An 18,770-nucleotide genomic window follows, 5' to 3' on the forward strand; every position below is an offset into this window, starting at 1 on the left:
TATTATCAGACTATAGATAGTTATAACATTGTTTTGATTTCCATGTCGTTCATCTCTAAAATCGAGGCCGTATCGTTGACAGACATAATTCAGTAATTCGTCGCCATCAATAAGAAACACAGCGTCTGAGACATCGTGATTCTCACGCAAGTCCCTGAAAAACACGCTTAATATTACTTTGCTCGAGTCGGTTTAAGCTATGTACATAGTGGTTTGTTCGAGTTAGGGTCAACCGTGGCGAACAGCCAATACTGCCCACCGTTGAGTCGGATCATGGTTTCGTCGCCTGCGACGTGATCCGGGCGTTGACCTGATTCGGGCCCCGATCGGATTCAGGGCCTATGGATAGTCCATTGTTCTCATTTGACACTGATTCCCTCGAGAACTCTAACAGTATTTAAAATCGATAGTTAAGCAAGGATAGAGTGATGAATCCCAGTTAAACTGACCGGTACTATCGTAGCCACTGACAGTCAATGCATTCAATCACACGACGGACTGTGCGACTGATGTGTGGCAGTTGCCGGTTGTTACGTGAAACAGGCGCAAAGCCTCGCCCTTCAGGGGCATGGCAAGACGCTCCGCGTCTTGTTGCAACTGAAAACGCTTTGCGTTTTCAAGGACGGGGATACGCGCCGTAATTCTCGTTAATCTTCCTATCGTGGCCGCGGAACCCTTCAATAAACGGAATCTACAAAAGAATCGACGTCGAAAGGGCAATCGATGACCGAAGAGAGACCAGCGTATCCTTTCCTCGAGAACCAAACGGTTCGTCGCTGGACTCCGCAAGCGTTCGGTCGCGATAGAACGCCAACGGACCTGGCCGCCAGTAACCGCTCTGATCGCGAGTGGCCAGCGTGCTGGGGTGACGCCGCATCGTTGCTCGAGTGGAGCGACACCTACGAGCGCATCCTCGACGAGGAACATGCGCCATTCTACCGATGGTTCGTCGGTGGCCGGTTGAACGCCACGGAAAACTGCATCGATCGCCACCTCGAGGAGCGGAAGAATCAGGTCGCACTGCGGTGGGAGGGAAAACGAGGCGAGCGTCGAACCTATACGTACTACGACCTCCACCGCGAGGTATCGGCCGTCGCGGCCGCGCTCCGCGGGCTCGGCATCGAAGCGGACGACGTCGTCACGATCTACCTACCGAAACTCCCCGAGTTGCCGATCACGATGCTTGCCTGCGCTCGAATTGGGGCAGTCCACAACGTCGTCTTCGCGGGGTTTGCTCCCGATGCTCTCGTCAAGCGGATGCAACGCGTCGACTCGTCCGCGTTCGTCACCTGCGACGGCAGCTTCCGCGAGGAGACCGCGATCGACCAGAAGCGAAAAGCCGATACAGCACTGGCCTCGCTTGAGAAATCGCTCCCCACGATCGTCGTCGATCGACTTGGCGCGAGCCACGGGACACACCTCGGTACAGACCAATACGACTACAACGAACTCGTCGAGACCTACGCTGGCGCAGATGTGTCTCCAGTGCCGCGGAAAGCAACCGATCCCCTCTTTCACATCCACACGTCGGGGACAACCGGTAATCCGCAGCGGATGACTCACTCCACAGGGGGCTACCTCGCAGGTGTCACGTGGACGGCCCAGACCGTGTTCGACCTCTCGCCGGGGACCACGATCTGGTGTACAGCCGATATCGGGTGGATTACCGGTCACTCCTACGTCGTCTACGGACCATTACTTTCGGGCGCGACGGTCGTCCTTGTGGAAGGGAGTCTCCGCTATCCGGACCGTCACCGTCCATGGGAAGTCATCGAACGGAACGGCGTGGAGGTCTTCTATACGACGCCAGGAGCGATCCGGACATTCATGAAGTGGGGAAAGTCGTTTCCCTCGTCCCACGACCTGTCGTCGCTTCGGCTGCTCGGCACCGTCGGTGAACCGATCGGTCCGAATACGTGGGAGTGGTACTACACCCACGTCGGCGAGGAGCGGTGCCCGATCGTCGACACGTGGTGGCAGACCGAAACCGGATGCGTTCTCATCTCAGCCCGTCCCGGAGTCGACGAGTTGAAGCCCGGTTCGGTCGGCCCACCGTTGCCCGGAATCGAAATCCAGATCGTCGACGAAGACGGTCGCGACCTTCCGCCGGGTGAACCTGGCTATCTGACGATTGACCGTCCCTGGCCGTCGATGCTTGCTCCACTCGAGGGTGATCAGTACTGGGTTCTTGCGGAGTACTGGCAAGCGTTTTCGGACCCGCGGGCGGAGACCTGGCGGTATTTCACGGGCGACCGTGCCGTTGTCGACGACGATGGGTACGTAACGATCATCGGCCGTGACGACGATGTAATCACGATCGATAACCGCCGCCTCGGAACGGCCGAACTCGAGGCTGCAATCACGATGGTAGACGGCGTTACCGAAGCCGCTGCCGTCGCCGAGAGTGCCGCTGGCGAGACGACGCTCTGTGTCTTCGCAACCCTCGAGCAAGAACAGCGGGACCGGAACGCCGTTCGAGACGCCATCAGGGATGCAGTCGCCGAGCGCGTCGGCGAGTTCACACGGCCAGCGAGCATTGTATTCACACCAGAACTTCCCGAAACATACTCCGGGAAAACGATGTACCGGCTCCTCGAGCGCGTCGTCAACGGCCGACCGCTTACGGACAGCGACACCCTTCGAAATCCAGAAATCCTCGGTGAACTCATAACGATCTGGAATCGGGAGTAAGCAGTCGAGGGGTACTCCTGCCCACGGATTTCTCGTCCGCTGGCTGACGAGGTATTTTCACGTCCTCGAGTCTTTGCTGAGGGGTTTCGATTCCATCAATGGCAGGTGATCGTCTCGTCTTCCGTACCGACGGCTAGCGCTCGACGCCTTACGTCCTATTCAGTACGAGTGTCAACATTGTCCGAGCGTGGGTGAACCTCGAACGGACGCATCATATCGTGGTCTTCGTGCTCGATCATGTGACAGTGCCACATGTATGTACCCGTCTGATCGTTGAACAGTCCGTCGTGCTCTCCGAAGTGGACGATCACGTGGACAATTTCACCGGGATCGACGGTGATGACGTCGTTCCATCCTCGTTCGTACGGCTCGGGTGCCTCGAGTGCGTCGAGGTCGATCTCGTCCTCGTTCGGATCGTAGTCCCCAATCGACTGTCGCCCCAACATCTGGAAGTGTACGAGGTGAAGGTGGATCGGATGGGACATTGCGCTTCGGTTGGCGAAACTCCAGATCTCGGTGTCACCGAGCGCGGGCTCCTCGGTCACGGGGTCGTCGACCTCGAGACCGACACGGTCGGCTGCCGTTCCAAGCAAGTGGAGCTGCCGTCCGTAGTCGTCACTCGCGCCGCCGTTGAGCGTGAGATAACGTTCGTTGTCGACCGAATCGACGGGGATGTCCGGAACGCGGGTCAACTTGTCGGGGAGTTCGGTAGCGTCCTGTGAATCCTCGGCGTCGCTCACATCCACGAGCATGATCTGGGGGAGCGAAACGATGTCGTCGTCAGCCGAGCCCGCCTCACCGCGATACTGCGCGGGCGCGTCGTTGTGGAGCAGTAGCGTCTCTCCGGCGTATTCGGAGAAATCAACGAAGATATCGGCACGCTGACCGGAGCCAAGCTCGAGGCGGTCGTCGATTTCTCCTGGCGTCGAGAGGAGGCCGCCATCGTTCCCGATCTGGACGAAAGACGGCCCGCCCACGCCAATCTCGCCCGACGACTCGTCGTACTGACGGAGTTTGAGGGTGTAATACCGACTGTTCGACCCGTTGAGGAGTCGGAACCGATACGATCTGGGTTCGACGGAGAGCCGAGGCCAGGCCTTCCCGTTGACGACCGACGTATCGCCGTAGAACTGCGGAACGATACTCGGGTCGGGGTGCGCATCGTCTCCGCCGCCTTGCTCGTCCGAGACGGCCGTGGGATAGAACAACGACCCGTCCTCCTCGAAACTCCGATCCTGGAGCACGAGCGGAATCTCGTACTCGTCCTCGGGCAGACCGAGACTCCGTTCGTGTTCGCTCCGCAGGAGATAGAATCCCACGAGCCCGGCATAGACGTTTAATCGCGTAATACCGAGCGAGTGGTCGTGATACCACAGTGTCGCCGGCGGCTGGTCGTTCACGTAGTAGTAGTCTCGCTTCTCGAACTCGGGGCCCGTCTCCTGAAAGTCCCGAGTGAACCACGCCTGCGCGTGGCCGTCGCTCTCGGACTCGACGTTTCCACCGTGGAGATGCGTTACGGTCCGTGCACCCGGCGTATCGTACGGAATAATGTCGCTGTGGATCGTCGTGTCTTCAGGCAGGAGATGTTCGTCCGGGAGGTCGTTCGTCCAGCGGACGTAGATCGGTTCACCCTGCTCAGCTTCGATCGTCGGGCCCGGGAACTGCCCGTCGTAGCCCCAGACGGCCGTCGCTGGGAGGTCGCGGTGTAGCTTCTGCTCGACCTCGCTCATCGCTATCTCGTAGCGGGGGTGACCGTCTTTCGTTCCGGACGGTTTCGCGACACCCGGTCGGGGAACCTCATCGACCCACTTCTCGAGGTCTGGTGACGAGTGGTCCGTTATCGTCGTCGCGTTCTTGGCTTGGGGCGGATTCGTATTCTCAGTCGAACAGCCTGCGAGAGCTGAGATACCCGTGCCACCGGCTGCGATGCAGAGCTCACGGCGTGATACCACTGGTCGAGGTTCTACAGCGCGATCACTCATAGTACATGTTAGCGTATGATATCCCAGTATATGCGGGGCCAGCCGATTCCTACTGAGTCGGAATCCGGAGAGGGTACATCACCGGGAGCGGCCTATCCCAGCCGTCCTCGTTCCCAAAACGTGGAACACGATATGCATGATCCGGAGTCGATGTGGCCACAGCAACATCATTATGGTTCATCCGGAATAAGCTATCTATGCGCACCCCGATAGCCGCTAGAGACACCTCGATCACCATGACCAAAGTCCCTTCCCAGTTACAGACGTTCGATATCGCGGAAACCGACGACGTAGTGCGAGCGTATCTACAAACGGAGTGTCTGGATCACCCGACGAGAGGACCCTACATAAAATCACGAGTACTGTACGAGGGTGTCGAAGACGAGATCGACGACCGGTTTTCACTGGAGCTGTTCGGATTATTCTGTGAAAGCCGATCGTACTTGGAGAAGTGGTCGAGAGGATATAACGGATCGTACCGGTATCGGATCCTCCGTGAGCATCTCCGCTAACCGTGCGTTGCCTACGGATTTCTGAGAGGAGCGGCAGTAGTACTTAATAATTCGATTAGAACGAATCTTTATACCGATTTAGCCGGTACGAAGAGGTATGACCAAACAGACGGCGAAAACCACGGAACGATCGCTGGACGTAATCGACACGATTCAGAAATTAGGCGGTGCAACACTCGAGGAATTGACCGGTGAATTAGAGATTGCGAGAAGTACGATCCATCTCCACCTCCAGACCCTTCTCAAGGAGGGGTATCTCACAAAAGAGGGCGCGGTATATCATATTGGATTGCGGTTCCTCAATCACGGCGAGTATGCACGATCACGCAAGAAGGCGTACACGCTGGCGAAGCAGACGGTAACAGACCTTTCCGACCGAATCGACGAAGAGGTCGAATTCGTCGTCGAGAACGATAATCGCGGCATTCTCGTCCACGAATCCTTCCATCCGGATAGCCACTTTCCATCGAAGGAGCGCTATATCTCTACCGCGCCTAGTTCCGCCGGGATCTACTATTACCTCCACAGCGTTGCAACCGGCAAAGCGATCCTGGCCGAATTACCCGACGAGCGCGTCGAAGCGGTATTGGATGACTGGGGACTCCCTAGACAGACAGCACACACCATCACGGACCGGAACGATTTCTTCCGAGAACTCGAGCAGATTCGCGATCGAGGCGTTGCGTTCGCCGATGAAGAGTACGTCGACGGTCTCAGAGAAGTCGGGCGGCGTGTGACGGGTCCCGATGGGAGCGTTCTCGGCGCGATCGCCATCATCGGCCCGAAGTATCGATTTACGGACGAACGGTACACCACCGAGTTGCCGGAGGTTCTGATGGAATACGTCGACGACCTCGAGACCGAAATCAGCGATTCGTACTTGGACGATTATCGCTAAGTAACCGGATCTCTCACGAGTTTCAGCGAATAATCCGAGTACACTGTATCATTATATGTGTCCCTGTTTTCGGAACGAGATGATGGGTTTCCATTACGCCCGCATGTGTGTAACTCTTTGAGTGTGATTGCGAAACCGTACGGCGCGTCGCCGACATTGTTCGGAAAATCCGGACTACTATACACACTGGACGAATACGTTGTATTCCAGGAGAACCGCCGGCCGTCGTCAACCGTGCTGACGGCAGTTAGGTCGGCGAAGAACCGACTAGAATGAAAATTTCACCTCACATTGCGATAAGCGATACGTAGCGAACGGGAGCACAGTATGATTCCTAGCGAACAGGTAATTACGATCCGTCTCTGTTGACTTCAACTATCGTCCCGATCATCGTCCACGCCGATTCGTCTACGCCCTTTCGTCCGACCAGAATCGATTCGTTATCCGTGCTCGTGATGAATCGATAGTCCGCGTCAGCGTCCTCGCAAACACCCTCCGCCTGAAATTCCTGCTGAAAGAATTCGGCCCCGGAAATATGAAATATGGCCGTCGTTCCGTCGTCGAGCGTCAGCTCGACGGGGTCGGGACTGATCTGGTGTATTCGTTTCGCGGTCGGGTTGAGGTCTGCCATACGTACGTACTGGCGGTTACGGCCTATAAGTCGTGTTGATTCCGCGCTAGATAACCTCGATGACTTCCTCGAGTACATCTGTATCAACGAACAGAATGACGTGATCTCCCGGTCTGATTACGGTTGTTCCGCGAGGCGTCACGAGTTCACCGGAGCGAGCGATCGCACCGATAATGACTTCGTCCGGAAGGCTCGCCGTAGAATCCCTGATTTCGTGATCTGCGAGAGTACTCTCTTCGGTAACGACGATCTCGATCACTTCCGCACGATCGTGGTCAAGCAGTACGATTTTTTCGGTCGGAATCAATCGGGTAAAGCGAATAATTTCCTCGGCGGTCTCCTCGCGTGGATTGACAGTCACGTCGACGCCGGCAGCTTCGAACAGGTCGGCATACCCTCTGTCCTCGACGATAGCGATGGTTTCACCGACGCCGAACTGGCGGGCAACTAACGATACGAGTAAGTTTCGTTCGTCACTCGCCAATGCAGCGATGACGATATCGACATCCCCGATGTGTTCACGCTCCAGAAATACGACGTCCGCGGGATCCCCCTCGAGCACTGTCGTGTTCGGGAGTGCTTCAGCCGCGTTTCGAGCGCGATCGGGATCCTGTTCGAGTAACCGGGGACGATAGCCGTGTTCTTCGAACAGCCGAGCTATTTGAAAGCCGATCTCACTTGCGCCGGCGATAACGACCTCGTCGGTCGGACTTCGCGACGACAGTGAAATACGATTCGCGACGTTCGTAACGCCGCTAGCGCTTCCGATGACTACGATCCGATCGGTGGCCCGTATTACGGTTTCTCCGGTCGGAAGCACCAGCTCGTCGTCGCGGAAGATCGCTGCGACCGTGACCGATCTGTCCAGATCGATCTGGCGCACAGTTCGATCGACGAACGGACTCTCGGGGTTGACTTCGAACGCAGCCATTCGAACGAGACCGTTGGCGAACGTATCAACCTCCTGTGCAGCAGGGAGTCCTGCGATCCGAAACGCCGCTTCGGACGTCAACGAGTCCGTGCAGATCATGAAATCGACACCGAACGCGTCCGGACGGGCGGTCCACGTTTCGAAGAGCGTTCGACGTCTCACTCGAGCAATAGTGAACGCGTCGGAGATCATCGTTACGGTCGCACAAATAACGGTATTGACCTCGTCGTCGTCGGTACACGCGATCACGAGATCCGCCCGATCGATTTCGGCCTCGCGTAGTGTTTCGATATCTCGGCCGTCCCCGTGGACGGCGAGGACATCGTACGCGTACGCGAGTTCGTCGACGACCCGCTCGTCGCCGTCGACGATGACGACCTCGTGAAGGTCCGCGAGCGTCGCAGCGATCGCTCGTCCGACTTCACCAGCTCCGACGACCGTTATACGCATTGGACTCGTGTTCGACTGATACTCGAGTGGTGACTTGAGAGCGGCATCAGTGACCGTCATTGATTTCTATGGATCATCCGACAGACCGATCGACCGACCATGTGGTCGTCTCGTCCCGGATGTGTTCAGGTATAGAGTTCGTGGACCATTATGAGTTCCGTTCGTGGACGATTCTGTTCCCGGACAGTCCCGAATTCCGGTGCAACGACGACCGAGTCGATTACTATCGGTATCGATCCACCGTCGCTTCCAGGCTCAGTGGTGAACGCTGAGTAGTAATCGATACGAACTCTCACAGACGGTCGGACCGCCGTCCTCCAGACCGAAGACACGACAGCTTCCGATCTCGTCTCAGAGACTCTCAAATGGGGGCTGATACCGTCTGATAGATTTCTGACCAGCCAATCGTGTAGCTCGAGTGAGCCAGCCACCGTAACTGGGTCACACGCTCGTTCGATAGCACGAGAGAATTGTTCGATATAGCTGGATTATTATATTGAAGTACCGATTCAGGAATCACATCTCTGGATACGGTGCTCCCACAATTTTGTATAATACTCTGGATTTTGTATGGAAATATCGACACCAGCACACCTATTACATACATATGATTGTAATATAAATCGAATGGAAGCAAACGCAGACAACAGAATCCAATTATACTGTACTATTAAAAGTAGAGTTATCAAAACCTTCTTGCAGTGTCTGTAACGCTGTTCTGTCGGTGACCGATACCTTGATTACGACTGCTCACAAACGTTCGTATTCACATGGGAATGGGTAACTATGACCAGCGTGAGTACGAACGTCGCGAACGGACGATCTCCGAAATTGAGTCCGACTCGGACGACCAGCCGAACGAGTATCGAGGCAAAATAACGTTCGACGACAGCAGCTCGACCAGCGAACTTCTCGAGAACCTCCAACAGATGAAGTCGGAAGAATCGTGACAGAGTTGCTGAACGATAGCAGACCAAACGATTTATCTCTATTTGATTGGTACTGCTACGTATGGCGCTCGACGAAATCCTTAGTGGTGACCAGATCACTGGCCGTCAAGCTACGATGATCTTCTTCACATGGCTAACGCTGGTGTTAGCGGCTGGAATTATCCTGCTATTGATCACGAGAAGCACTGTTGGATAGGCTGCGATCGATTGACTGATCCGAAACGCGTTGCGTCTCGCTATCTCGCAACCTCGCGTTCTGCGACCGTTCCTCGAGATACTCGATCCCACCGGGAGGTGAACCAATATTCTAGTCAGTAGGGCGTTCCAAACACCCCAGTAAAATAGGTATAGATGTCATAGAACTAATTAATTGCTATTTGAAATGAGATTGTCTGCCGTCCTACTCGGTCATCTCGGGGCTGTCCGTTGATTCTGAACGCAGGATCCGTGAGTAGGAATCGTCAACCCGGTGACCTCGAGCAAATGTCGACATTTGTGAGAGGAGACCATTCGGGGAAACGCATATTGTCAGAATCGAGGGATCTCCGAATCTGGATACGGACCGATTGTTCCGGAATGGCAATTGCCGAGGATCCAGCGATCGATCTCGAGACATTCAAATCAGTCGTCGCACTACGGAATCGTATGGAAGAAGACGACTCTCGTGAACACGTTGTTCCAGGTAGTGAGAACGAACTACCCACGGCGGACGTCCGTGGATACGATTTCCGCGGGGAGTTCGACTTTCACGACCTTATTGCGTCTTACGAGACGACAGGATTTCAAGCGACGCAACTCGCCGAGGCCGTCGATATCGCCGAGCGAATGCAAGACGAAGAGGCGACGATCTACCTGACGTTCACCTCGAACATCATCTCCTCGGGATTGCGTGAAGTAGTTGCACACCTGGTCCGCGAAGGCTACGTCGACGTGCTCATTACTACGTCCGGGTCGCTGACGGAGGACGTTATTAAGACCGCAAAGCCATTCAAGATTGGCAAGTGGGATGCTGACGAGGCCGCGCTTCGCGACCGCGGCATCAACCGACTCGGTAATATTTTCGTCCCCTCCGATCGGTACGTATGGCTCGAGGAGTATCTCTACGACTTCTTCGACGATTTTTTCGCGGACGAAAAAGTGCGCACACCGACAGCGTTCGCACGAGAACTAGGCGAGACACTCGATGACGAGGATTCTGTCTTGAAACAGGCCGCGGACAATGATGTCCCCGTCTACTGTCCGGCGTTGACGGACGCCGAAGTTGGTAACTTCCTCTATTACTACCGGCAAGGATACGATTCGGAGGTTGGGATCGAGATTCTGGACGACTACGACTCGCTCATCGAAGACGGTTTGCTGGCGGAGACGACAGGATTGATAGCCGTCGGTGGCGGCGTGCCGAAACATCACGCAATCATGACGAATTTGTTCCGGGGCGGCGCGGACTACGTCGTCTACATTTCTACGGGAATGGAAGGAGACGGGTCGCTCTCGGGAGCGCCGCCCAACGAAGCAGTGTCGTGGGGAAAGATCAAAGACGAGCAAACGAACTACACGCAAGTCGAAGCCGAAGCAACGCTCGTGTTCCCGCTGTTAGTCGCGAGTGCGTTCGCGTAGTGGTGACTTCGTAGTCAGCGCCCCGATTCACACCGAATCAGCCCTTCCGAAGATGTTCACTACTCTCGTAATCAAATATTTGGATGTCTCTGATACCCGTGTGATTGTCATCACATCCATACAATTACCAGTATTGTGATTCTTGACAATCAATTAGAAAACGCGCGAATCCTCAAGATAGAGTATGTAATTATCCTCCAAAGGTAGGTGGAGCCAATACGACTAAACCGATTATGATGATTATCGAGTGAATCTCAAGTGTTACAGAGTCTGACTACTATAGTAACTATTAGAACTTTCTTCTCATAGGTTGTAGCTGAATGCAGTGGGCTATTTCGACGAAATCTCTGTCGAGGAATTGCAAGATCCCTTCGACAACGTGGAGGGAAAGAATCCGATACAATGAGTCTTAGCGACAAGTGCGTACAAAAAGCGTCACGAAGACTGAATTATCCGAATGGTACAATGTACAGCGATGGACTATCTATAGCTGGCCCAAGCGACTCGATATTGACGAGTCGCTTGGGTAGCCGTTACTGATACTCATCAATCTGGGAGAAGACAAGATCTTTCAGAAAAGGAGAAGAAAGAATTCGAAGAAACTGTCTACCAATCACCTCAAGAAGTTGGGATTGACGCGCCGGCGCTCGCCCAGCAGTATCTCGACGAAACCTATGATGGAAAATATTCAATCCCGAGTTGCCGGCGGTTGCTCAAAGAAGCGGGATTGGGCTATCAAGAACCACGTCGTACAGTCGCTGAATCTGACGCTGACAAGCAAAAAGCGTTCCGTGACGAACTCAAAAAGTAACGGAAAGTTGATGACACAGTAGTCTGTATCGATCAAACCAAGAAACCCGTGCAAGTCAAGCCGCGTACCGTGTGCTTTCTGCGCGGCACGCGGCCGACCGTCGAATTATTAGGACAACGCGACTGGACGTGTCTTTTAGGCGCGATCACCGTCTTCGGTGATCGCTTTTTCGCTCGGTTCGAAGAGTATGTTGCCGCAAATCACACGAAACATTTCATTCCAACATCATACATTGATATCGAAGATAGCTTGATCGTAATTCTGGACAAGCGCCGTGCTTTCGGGTGTAGACCGTTATGAATCCAGCGGCTAGTAACGACCTCGAGTCCGTCACGTTACCAACATCTTCTCCAGAACTGAATCCAGTCGAAGAGTAGCGGCGACAGCTACAAGCAACTCTTCGCAACCGGTTCTTCAGTCCATTACCGGGTTACCAACGGCGATCAACACCACTCTTACTCAATATCCATACCAAATCGGGTAAGAAATTCTAATTTCTTATGGAGTTAAGCCAGCTCGAGAAACGAGCAGACCGTTGACTAAAGTGGTTCAGATGGTCACAGATCCGCTCCGTGAGTGCTTCGCAGTTGATTTAGAAGCGGTTTTGGAGAGTGAGCGGACGAGCATCTCGGATAACCAAGAGTACCTGCGAGGTGGCGACCTTGTTCTTCGGAATTATGTAGCCAAGTCCGGCGAGCGACACGAGGTGAGGTGGTTGGTCGCGAATCAGCGGGATGATGACGACGTCGGTACGCGTTCGAGCGGACGACGGCGACTGAACTGCCCCGTCGTGACGGTGGGATCAAGGCCCTATTCAGGGCCAAAGTATTCGGCGTGGGTGCACTCTTGATCCAGCTCCGCCTCGGAGAGCACTTCGACGACCTCGTTGACGCACGAGATGAAGCCGAAAATGGAATTGTCGGCGTCGTTGACGCTTCTCAATCAGCTCAAGTGCGGCGACACCGAGTTCGATTTCGGTGTCGTCCTCGCGAAGGGACTCGAGAACTTCGGTTTCATCTTCCTGTAATGGACCATGGATGCAACCGGCAGTGATTCCGACGTGTGACGTTTCGTGAAACTCGATCACCATTTTGCCACCGTGACGTGGATACCCTGTTCGCTCGGCAGCTATGACTGTTGTGACCGCAAATTGAGCGTTGCCTGCGAGAGCTTGCTCAACTCGCCTGAGGACCTCGGATGTGGTACTCCACGAATCTGGCGCCGCGTGCACAGATTGGCTATTCGACCGGCACATATATGGTTATCGTTGGTCATTGTCATACCATGCCCATGGAAATAGAGATGACTCTGAATGGGACTGAACGAACGTTCGAAGCTGAACGCTCGGATTCGCTTCTCGATGTTCTTCGCCGCAACGGCTACACCGGGGCAAAACGCGGCTGTGACACGGGAATTTGTGGGTTCTGTACCGTGACTGTTGATGGCGAACCCGAACGCTCCTGTATCAAACCGGTCGCGACAATAGACGGGACGGCGGTCGAGACGATCGAGGGGATCGGTACCCAGGATGACCTCCATCCTATTCAAGCGGCTTTCGTCGACAACGCCGCACTCCAGTGTGGATTCTGCATTCCGGGGATGATCATGCAGTCACGAAGCCTGCTCGCGAACAATCCCGATCCGACTGAAGCCGAGATTCGCGAGGGGCTCGCAGGCAACCTTTGTCGGTGCACCGGCTATGAGAAGATCATCGATGCTGTGCAGGACGCCGCTGAACGAATGAGTGGCGAGCAGACCGTCGTTACCGATGGTGGCGACTTGACTCACGAGACAGCAGGGTGTTCAAGCCAGGATTGGAGCAGGGGTGAGTGCGATGAGTAAGCCAAATGGCCCGCAAGACGACGACAGTCATCAGCGGCTCTCCTCCTCCGCCGAAGCCGAGCATCCGCTCGAATGGGACGAGAGCCCAAACAATCGCAAATCGAAGAGCGAGCGGCAGGCAATCTCCAGGCGCGAGGAGAAGACCGACGCTCGAAAGATCGTTACAGGCGAGTCGAAATACACCGCCGACTACGCGCTACATTTCCCGGATCTGGCGGAGGCATCGATCCTCCGTTCGGATATTGCACACGGGTACGTAACCGAAATCGATACGAGTGACGCCGACGCAATGGACGGGGTTTACGCGGTCATCACGCCGGATTCCGACGAGGTTCCTGACGCGATGTATACGTCTGCGGGACAGTCGTATCCTGAACCAAGCCCGTGGGACCTGAACGTTCTCCGGCGAAAGGTGCGCTATGTCGGCGATCCAATCGCTGCTGTGGCGGCCACAGATACCCAGACAGCCAACAAAGCTCTCAGAGCGATTGATGTCACGTACGAAGAGCTAGACGCCGTTCTCGATCCAGAAGAGGCGATGGAGCCTGATGCACCACAGATCCACGATCCCGATCAGGTGGAAAACATCCAGCCGGGTGCGGACTACGAACGGAACATCGAAGCCCATACCGAAGGCGAGATCGGCGATGTGGACACGGCATTCGAGGAGGCAGCGACCAGGGACGACTGGTTCGTTACCGAAACCGAGTGGAAAACACCGTATCAATCCCACTGCGTTCCCGAACCGCATACGACCATTGCACATCGCGATGAGGATAACCGCTTTCACCTCATCACCAGTACGCAGGTCCCGTACCATACACGTCGACAACTCGCACATCTGTTCGATGTCCCAATTCGGGATATTCGGGTAACGAAACCGAGAATTGGTGCCGGATTTGGCGCCAAACAGTCGATGCTGATCGAACCCATTACAGTAGCGCTGATGCTCGCCGCGGATCGTCCCGTGAAACTGGAGACGACGCGTCGCGAGCAGTTCTACGCCATGCGCTTTCGACGCTCTGCTCGCGTCCAAATGCGAAGCGTCGTGACCCAGGATGGAGCGATCAAGGCGTTCGATATGTCGGCAGTTACGAACGCAGGTGCGTACGGCCCACATGGGCTAACTGTAACCAGTTCTATTGCGACGAAACCGCTGCCACTGTACACGCATACACCGAATATCCGGTTTGAGATGAAAGCCGTCCATACTAATCTCCCAATTGGCGGTGCAATCCGCGGCTATGGGGCACCCCAAGGCCATTTTGCACTCGAGGGTCACATGGACGAAGTAGCCAACAAACTAGGACTTGATCCCATTGTCCTTCGCTCACGGAATCTCATTGGGAACGGCGATCTCGATACTGCGTCGGGTGTCACCACAGATGGTGAGCATGTTCGTCGGATCCGCTCGTGTGGTATCAACGATTGTATCGAACGCGGGAAGGCCGCAATCGGCTGGGAAGACGTCAAGCAGCCCGAAGAGGACCATCTCCACCGAGCCTGTGGTGTTGCTCTCACTGCCCAAAAAAGCGGTGTTGCAGGCGACGAACTCGGCGCTGCCCATATCAGGATGAACGAGGACGGATCGTTCATCCTCCAAACGGGCGCTGTCGATATCGGTCCCGGCGCGGATACTGCGATGGCACAGATCGCTGCGGAGGTGCTCGGTGTCCCACCCGAAGACGTTCTCGTTCAGGCATCGGATACGGATATCTCGCCGTTCGATTACGGAGCGTACGCGTCTTCGACGACGTACGTTACCGGAAGCGCGGTCAAAAAAGCCGCCGAGGATGCGCGAGCGCAACTACTCGAGTTCGCCTCACAGATGCTTGATGAGCCAGTAGAGAATCTCCAAGCCCGCGATGGAGCAGTCCGTTCCACACAGACGGGAGATTCGGTCACGATAGAGGATATCGGCTACGAGTCGATCTACGGCGACAACGTGCGTGCGCAGGTAATGGGCCAGGCGAGCCACTGCACGGACGAATCACCGCCACCATTCGGCGCACAGTTCGCCGACGTGACCGTCAACGAGCACACCGGTGAATTCGAGATCCATCAACTCGTATTCGCGGTCGACTGTGGCGTCGCGATCAATCCAGACCTCGTGGAAGGACAGGTCGAGGGTGCGATGCATATGAGTTACGAGTTCGCGGTGTCTGCGGGACTCTCGTTCGAGAACGACGGGACGCCGGAAACCCTCGGGTTCCGCGACTACGGGATGCCGACGACAGCGGACCAGCCTCCCCTCGAGTCGATCCTCGTCGAGACACACGAGCCGACGGGGCCGTTCGGCGCAAAATCTGTCGCCGAGATCCCCGTTAACGGTGTCCCGCCGGCGCTGAGCAATGCGATTCACAGCGCCGTCGGCGTCAGGATAACCGACCTTCCAATCACCGCTGAGAAGATTCGAGCGAAGCTTGACACCGACTAGCTAACGCGGTATTCGTACTGATGACGGATGCTACCGCACTCTTGTTACGATGTTCGAGATTGGTACGGTACTCAGGGCATTACGGTACTCAGTTTGGTACGATACTCAGGGTATTACGCTACTCAGTTTGGAACGGTGCTTAGGTTAGTACGGTACTCAAGGAGCTGAAGTAACGACCGTGCCCTGTTGGAACCGCACTCGCCACGGAACGGGAATCGCAACGATTGATACGGAATTCTCTACTGTTCTCACCGATATCGCATCACTGGAGACCGCAGAGAGGTGATAACTCGCAGATTCGACTCCCTTCAGACCACAGGATTCAGTGGTAGCCAAATAGCCCTGAGCTAGATTAATCGTCGTCGACTGGCTCGGAGACTGGCGGAACGGTGTCGGGTGCGTCGAAGATGGGACTGGAGTCTCCCGGAACGAACGTGTTCAAGAGGAGTGCCGTGAGGCCAGTGATGATTACTGCCTCTCCGAAGAACGTTTGTGCGCCGGGAGGAAGTCCGGCGAGTGCTTCAGGAACGGTTTCGACTCCTAGTCCGAGTCCCAGCGCAGTGGCGATGATCACCATGTTTCGGCGGTTCATCTCGATATTCAAGAAGAGCAACCGCATCCCGCTCGCAGCCACCATTCCCACCATGACCAACACCGCACCGCCGAAGACTGCATCGGGGATCGTCGTCACGATTGCTCCGATCTTCGGGACGAGGCCAAGAACGACGAGAACGATGCCTCCAATACCGACAATGTGTCGGCTCATGATGCCGGTAAAATTGATGATACCGACGTTTTGGGAGAACGAAGTCTGCGGGAACGATCCGAAGACGGCTCCGATCGCACTAATAAATCCGTCAGCGAAAATTCCACCGCGAAACTCATCACTTGTTGGATTCCGCCCTTCTGCAGCGGTGATACCGGACATGTCTCCGATCGTTTCCATTCCTGAAACGAGAAATAGAAACGCGAACGTGAGGAGTGGAACGGCTTCGAAGCTGAATCCGAACTCGCCGGGCGTGGGTACTGCGAACCACGCTGCGTCCGCGACTGGGCTGAAGTCAACGACACCGAGTCCGATCGCGATAACGTAACCAGCGCTAATGCCAATGAGAATGCTCATCATTCGCCAGACGCCTTTCAGAAGCAGGTTAAACAGGACAGCGATGAGCAAAACGGTTAAAGCGAGCGATAAGTTCTCAACTGAGCCAAAATTGTCTGCTCCAACTCCGCCTGCGGAGTATTCCATTCCGACTGGGATGAGATACAGTCCGATGATGATTACGATGAGGCCCGTAACGAGCGGTGGAAAAAACGACTTGAGTCGCTTAAACTGCCAACCAAGCAAAAAGGGAACCACAACTGCTGCAACGACAATCGATCCAAAGACAGTATCAAGACCAGAACTTGCTCCGATAGAGCTCATTGCCCCGACAAAGGCAAAACTGGTACCCATGACGATGGGGAGTTTTGCACCAACCGGGCCGATAGTGTACGCCTGAACGACGGTCGCTATCCCGGCAAATAGAATCACCATTTGGACCAAATACGTTGTGTCGGCAGCGTCTAGTCCTATGGCTCCCGCGACGACGAACGCGACTGCCGTCGAGGGGACAATCATGACGGACACATGTTGCAGTGCAAGGAGAATCGATGCTGGTAACGGCGGTTTTTCATCGAGACTGTACGCTAACTCTATTCCATCCCCATTTTCGCTGGACATTCTTCAACAAAGAATCTCCATGTAATGTGTTAAACCTTTTCATTGGTTGCTATTCGAACACTAGTGGAGGATTCAACGGACAAACGTCGAGTTTTATCCCCCGTCTCACTCACATGTTCAACATATACAAACAAGGTTTTTACATTATATTAATATGATACGACTGACCAGTTTTTGGAGGGAACTATGCCGAAAACTTACAGATGTATGAATGTAATCTGAATGGGCAGGAAAAACAATTGTCCAACTCGGAGAGTCTGCTCGTGATGTACGAGAACACTCTAGCAATGGAGAACTGCGTGTGAAAACTAATTATTCCGCTGATCGGTTAGATAACTACAACTGACTTCAAGTGCCTTCGTTGATTATTTCGGAACTTCTTCTATGCATATTGACGTTCACTTCGATAACGTTCGCTGTCTTTGTTACTAGATCACTGATTTTCTGGTACGCTGAGTCGTCCTCAAACATGCTTTTGGGACCAGAGACGCTCAACGATCCTCTTACGATTCCATCACGAGATCTAATCGGAGCACCGATAGCTTGGAACCCCTCGATCTCTTCTTCGTTATTGTGCGAATACCCTTGCTCACGAATGTCCGCTATCTCTTCGAATAAACGATCCTTACTAGTTATCGTGTGTTCGGTGCGAGCGGGAAGACCGTGGTGGTCGGTGATTGTTTCGACCCGCTCTCGTGGAAGATATGCGAGGATGGCTTTTCCTGAAGCGGTGATATGTAGATAGTCTCGTTGCTGGAATTTGGCCATCTGATAGTCGTCCCCAACTGCCTGTTCCCCTTTCGATTTATACAAATTGTGTCCACGTCCGTTCTCTTCGACCACCAAATGTGCGTACTGCCCCGTTTCCGCAGCTAAGCTATCTATCTCGCTTTTGCCTATCGTGTAGAGAAGGCTCTGATTCCGAACATACTCTCCGAAGATCAGCATATCATACGACAACTGGTACTCCTTCCCGTCCTTTCTAACGAGCCCTCCCTGTTCAAGGGATTTAAGATAGGTATACGTGGTACTCTTCGACTCATCGAGATGGTCGGCGAGTTCTGTGACACCTGCACCATCTAACTGCATCAGGGTACGTATAATATCGATTGCGTTGAGCACAGTGGTCAGTGTGCGTGGATCGGATGGCGTGTCTTCAGTTGTCATAACACAGTATCTGTAACAAGCCTCCTTCAATATTCTGCCGATGTTCAATATATACGAACGCTCTATTCGGTGTTTGCTTACACCACTGCCGTTGATCCCGTCGGAACTGTTCAACCAGTGCAATCAAT

Annotated in this window: 12 protein-coding genes and 1 pseudogene; 8 read left to right on the forward strand and 5 right to left on the reverse strand. The window is 54.5% G+C overall.

All coding sequences use genetic code 11. The features are described from left to right. Positions 1–723: 723 nt before the first annotated feature. Positions 724–2,691, forward strand: a complete 1,968-nt coding sequence (locus QNM96_RS22225) for an acetate--CoA ligase (protein WP_283838995.1) — start codon at positions 724–726, stop codon at positions 2,689–2,691. Between the two features lie 155 nt (positions 2,692–2,846). On the opposite strand, the gene QNM96_RS22230 is transcribed toward QNM96_RS22225, so the two are convergent. Next, positions 2,847–4,673 (reverse strand): multicopper oxidase, encoded by a 1,827-nt coding sequence (locus tag QNM96_RS22230; RefSeq protein WP_283838996.1) that lies wholly within the window; start codon positions 4,671–4,673, stop codon positions 2,847–2,849. A gap of 609 nt (positions 4,674–5,282) precedes the next feature. Here QNM96_RS22230 and QNM96_RS22235 point away from each other — a divergent pair. After that, positions 5,283–6,083 carry an IclR family transcriptional regulator gene (locus QNM96_RS22235; protein ID WP_283838997.1) on the forward strand — a complete coding sequence of 267 codons (801 nt, stop codon included), beginning with the start codon at positions 5,283–5,285 and terminating at the stop codon, positions 6,081–6,083. Positions 6,084–6,432: 349 nt separating this feature from the next. Here the strand turns inward: QNM96_RS22235 and QNM96_RS22240 are convergent, their stop codons facing one another. Beyond that, a complete protein-coding gene (locus QNM96_RS22240; RefSeq protein WP_283838998.1) occupies positions 6,433–6,714 on the reverse strand; it encodes a transcriptional regulator in 282 nt (93 codons plus the stop codon). Between the two features lie 46 nt (positions 6,715–6,760). Then, the gene (trkA, locus tag QNM96_RS22245; protein WP_283839009.1) at positions 6,761–8,095 is read right to left on the reverse strand and encodes a Trk system potassium transporter TrkA; all 1,335 of its coding nucleotides are present in this window, start codon (positions 8,093–8,095) and stop codon (positions 6,761–6,763) included. A gap of 770 nt (positions 8,096–8,865) precedes the next feature. Between trkA and QNM96_RS22250 the strand changes: the two genes are divergently transcribed. The 6 genes and pseudogenes from QNM96_RS22250 to QNM96_RS22275 all read left to right on the forward strand — a co-directional run bounded on the left by QNM96_RS22250 (position 8,866) and on the right by QNM96_RS22275 (position 15,752). Then, complete coding sequence (locus QNM96_RS22250) at positions 8,866–9,045, forward strand: DUF5786 family protein (protein WP_283838999.1); 180 nt, start codon at positions 8,866–8,868, stop codon at positions 9,043–9,045. Between the two features lie 645 nt (positions 9,046–9,690). Further along, a complete protein-coding gene (locus tag QNM96_RS22255; protein ID WP_283839000.1) occupies positions 9,691–10,662 on the forward strand; it encodes a deoxyhypusine synthase in 972 nt (323 codons plus the stop codon). A gap of 325 nt (positions 10,663–10,987) precedes the next feature. Continuing rightward, positions 10,988–11,850 (forward strand): annotated as a pseudogene (locus QNM96_RS22260) (IS630 family transposase). Positions 11,851–12,371: 521 nt separating this feature from the next. Beyond that, positions 12,372–12,500 carry a hypothetical protein gene (locus tag QNM96_RS22265; RefSeq protein ID WP_283839001.1) on the forward strand — a complete coding sequence of 43 codons (129 nt, stop codon included), beginning with the start codon at positions 12,372–12,374 and terminating at the stop codon, positions 12,498–12,500. 263 nt (positions 12,501–12,763) lie between these two features. Beyond that, complete coding sequence (locus QNM96_RS22270) at positions 12,764–13,315, forward strand: (2Fe-2S)-binding protein (protein ID WP_345782566.1); 552 nt, start codon at positions 12,764–12,766, stop codon at positions 13,313–13,315. Further along, complete coding sequence (locus QNM96_RS22275) at positions 13,308–15,752, forward strand: molybdopterin cofactor-binding domain-containing protein (RefSeq protein WP_283839003.1); 2,445 nt, start codon at positions 13,308–13,310, stop codon at positions 15,750–15,752. The genes QNM96_RS22270 and QNM96_RS22275 overlap by 8 nt, the downstream gene beginning before the upstream one ends. 352 nt (positions 15,753–16,104) lie before the next feature. On the opposite strand, the gene QNM96_RS22280 is transcribed toward QNM96_RS22275, so the two are convergent. Further along, positions 16,105–17,475 (reverse strand): nucleobase:cation symporter-2 family protein, encoded by a 1,371-nt coding sequence (locus QNM96_RS22280; RefSeq protein ID WP_283839004.1) that lies wholly within the window; start codon positions 17,473–17,475, stop codon positions 16,105–16,107. Positions 17,476–17,823: 348 nt separating this feature from the next. After that, complete coding sequence (locus QNM96_RS22285) at positions 17,824–18,642, reverse strand: IclR family transcriptional regulator (protein WP_283839005.1); 819 nt, start codon at positions 18,640–18,642, stop codon at positions 17,824–17,826. Between the last annotated feature and the right edge of the window lie 128 nt (positions 18,643–18,770).

Source organism: Halostagnicola sp. A-GB9-2, from assembly GCF_030068615.1.
GTDB lineage: Archaea > Halobacteriota > Halobacteria > Halobacteriales > Natrialbaceae > Halostagnicola.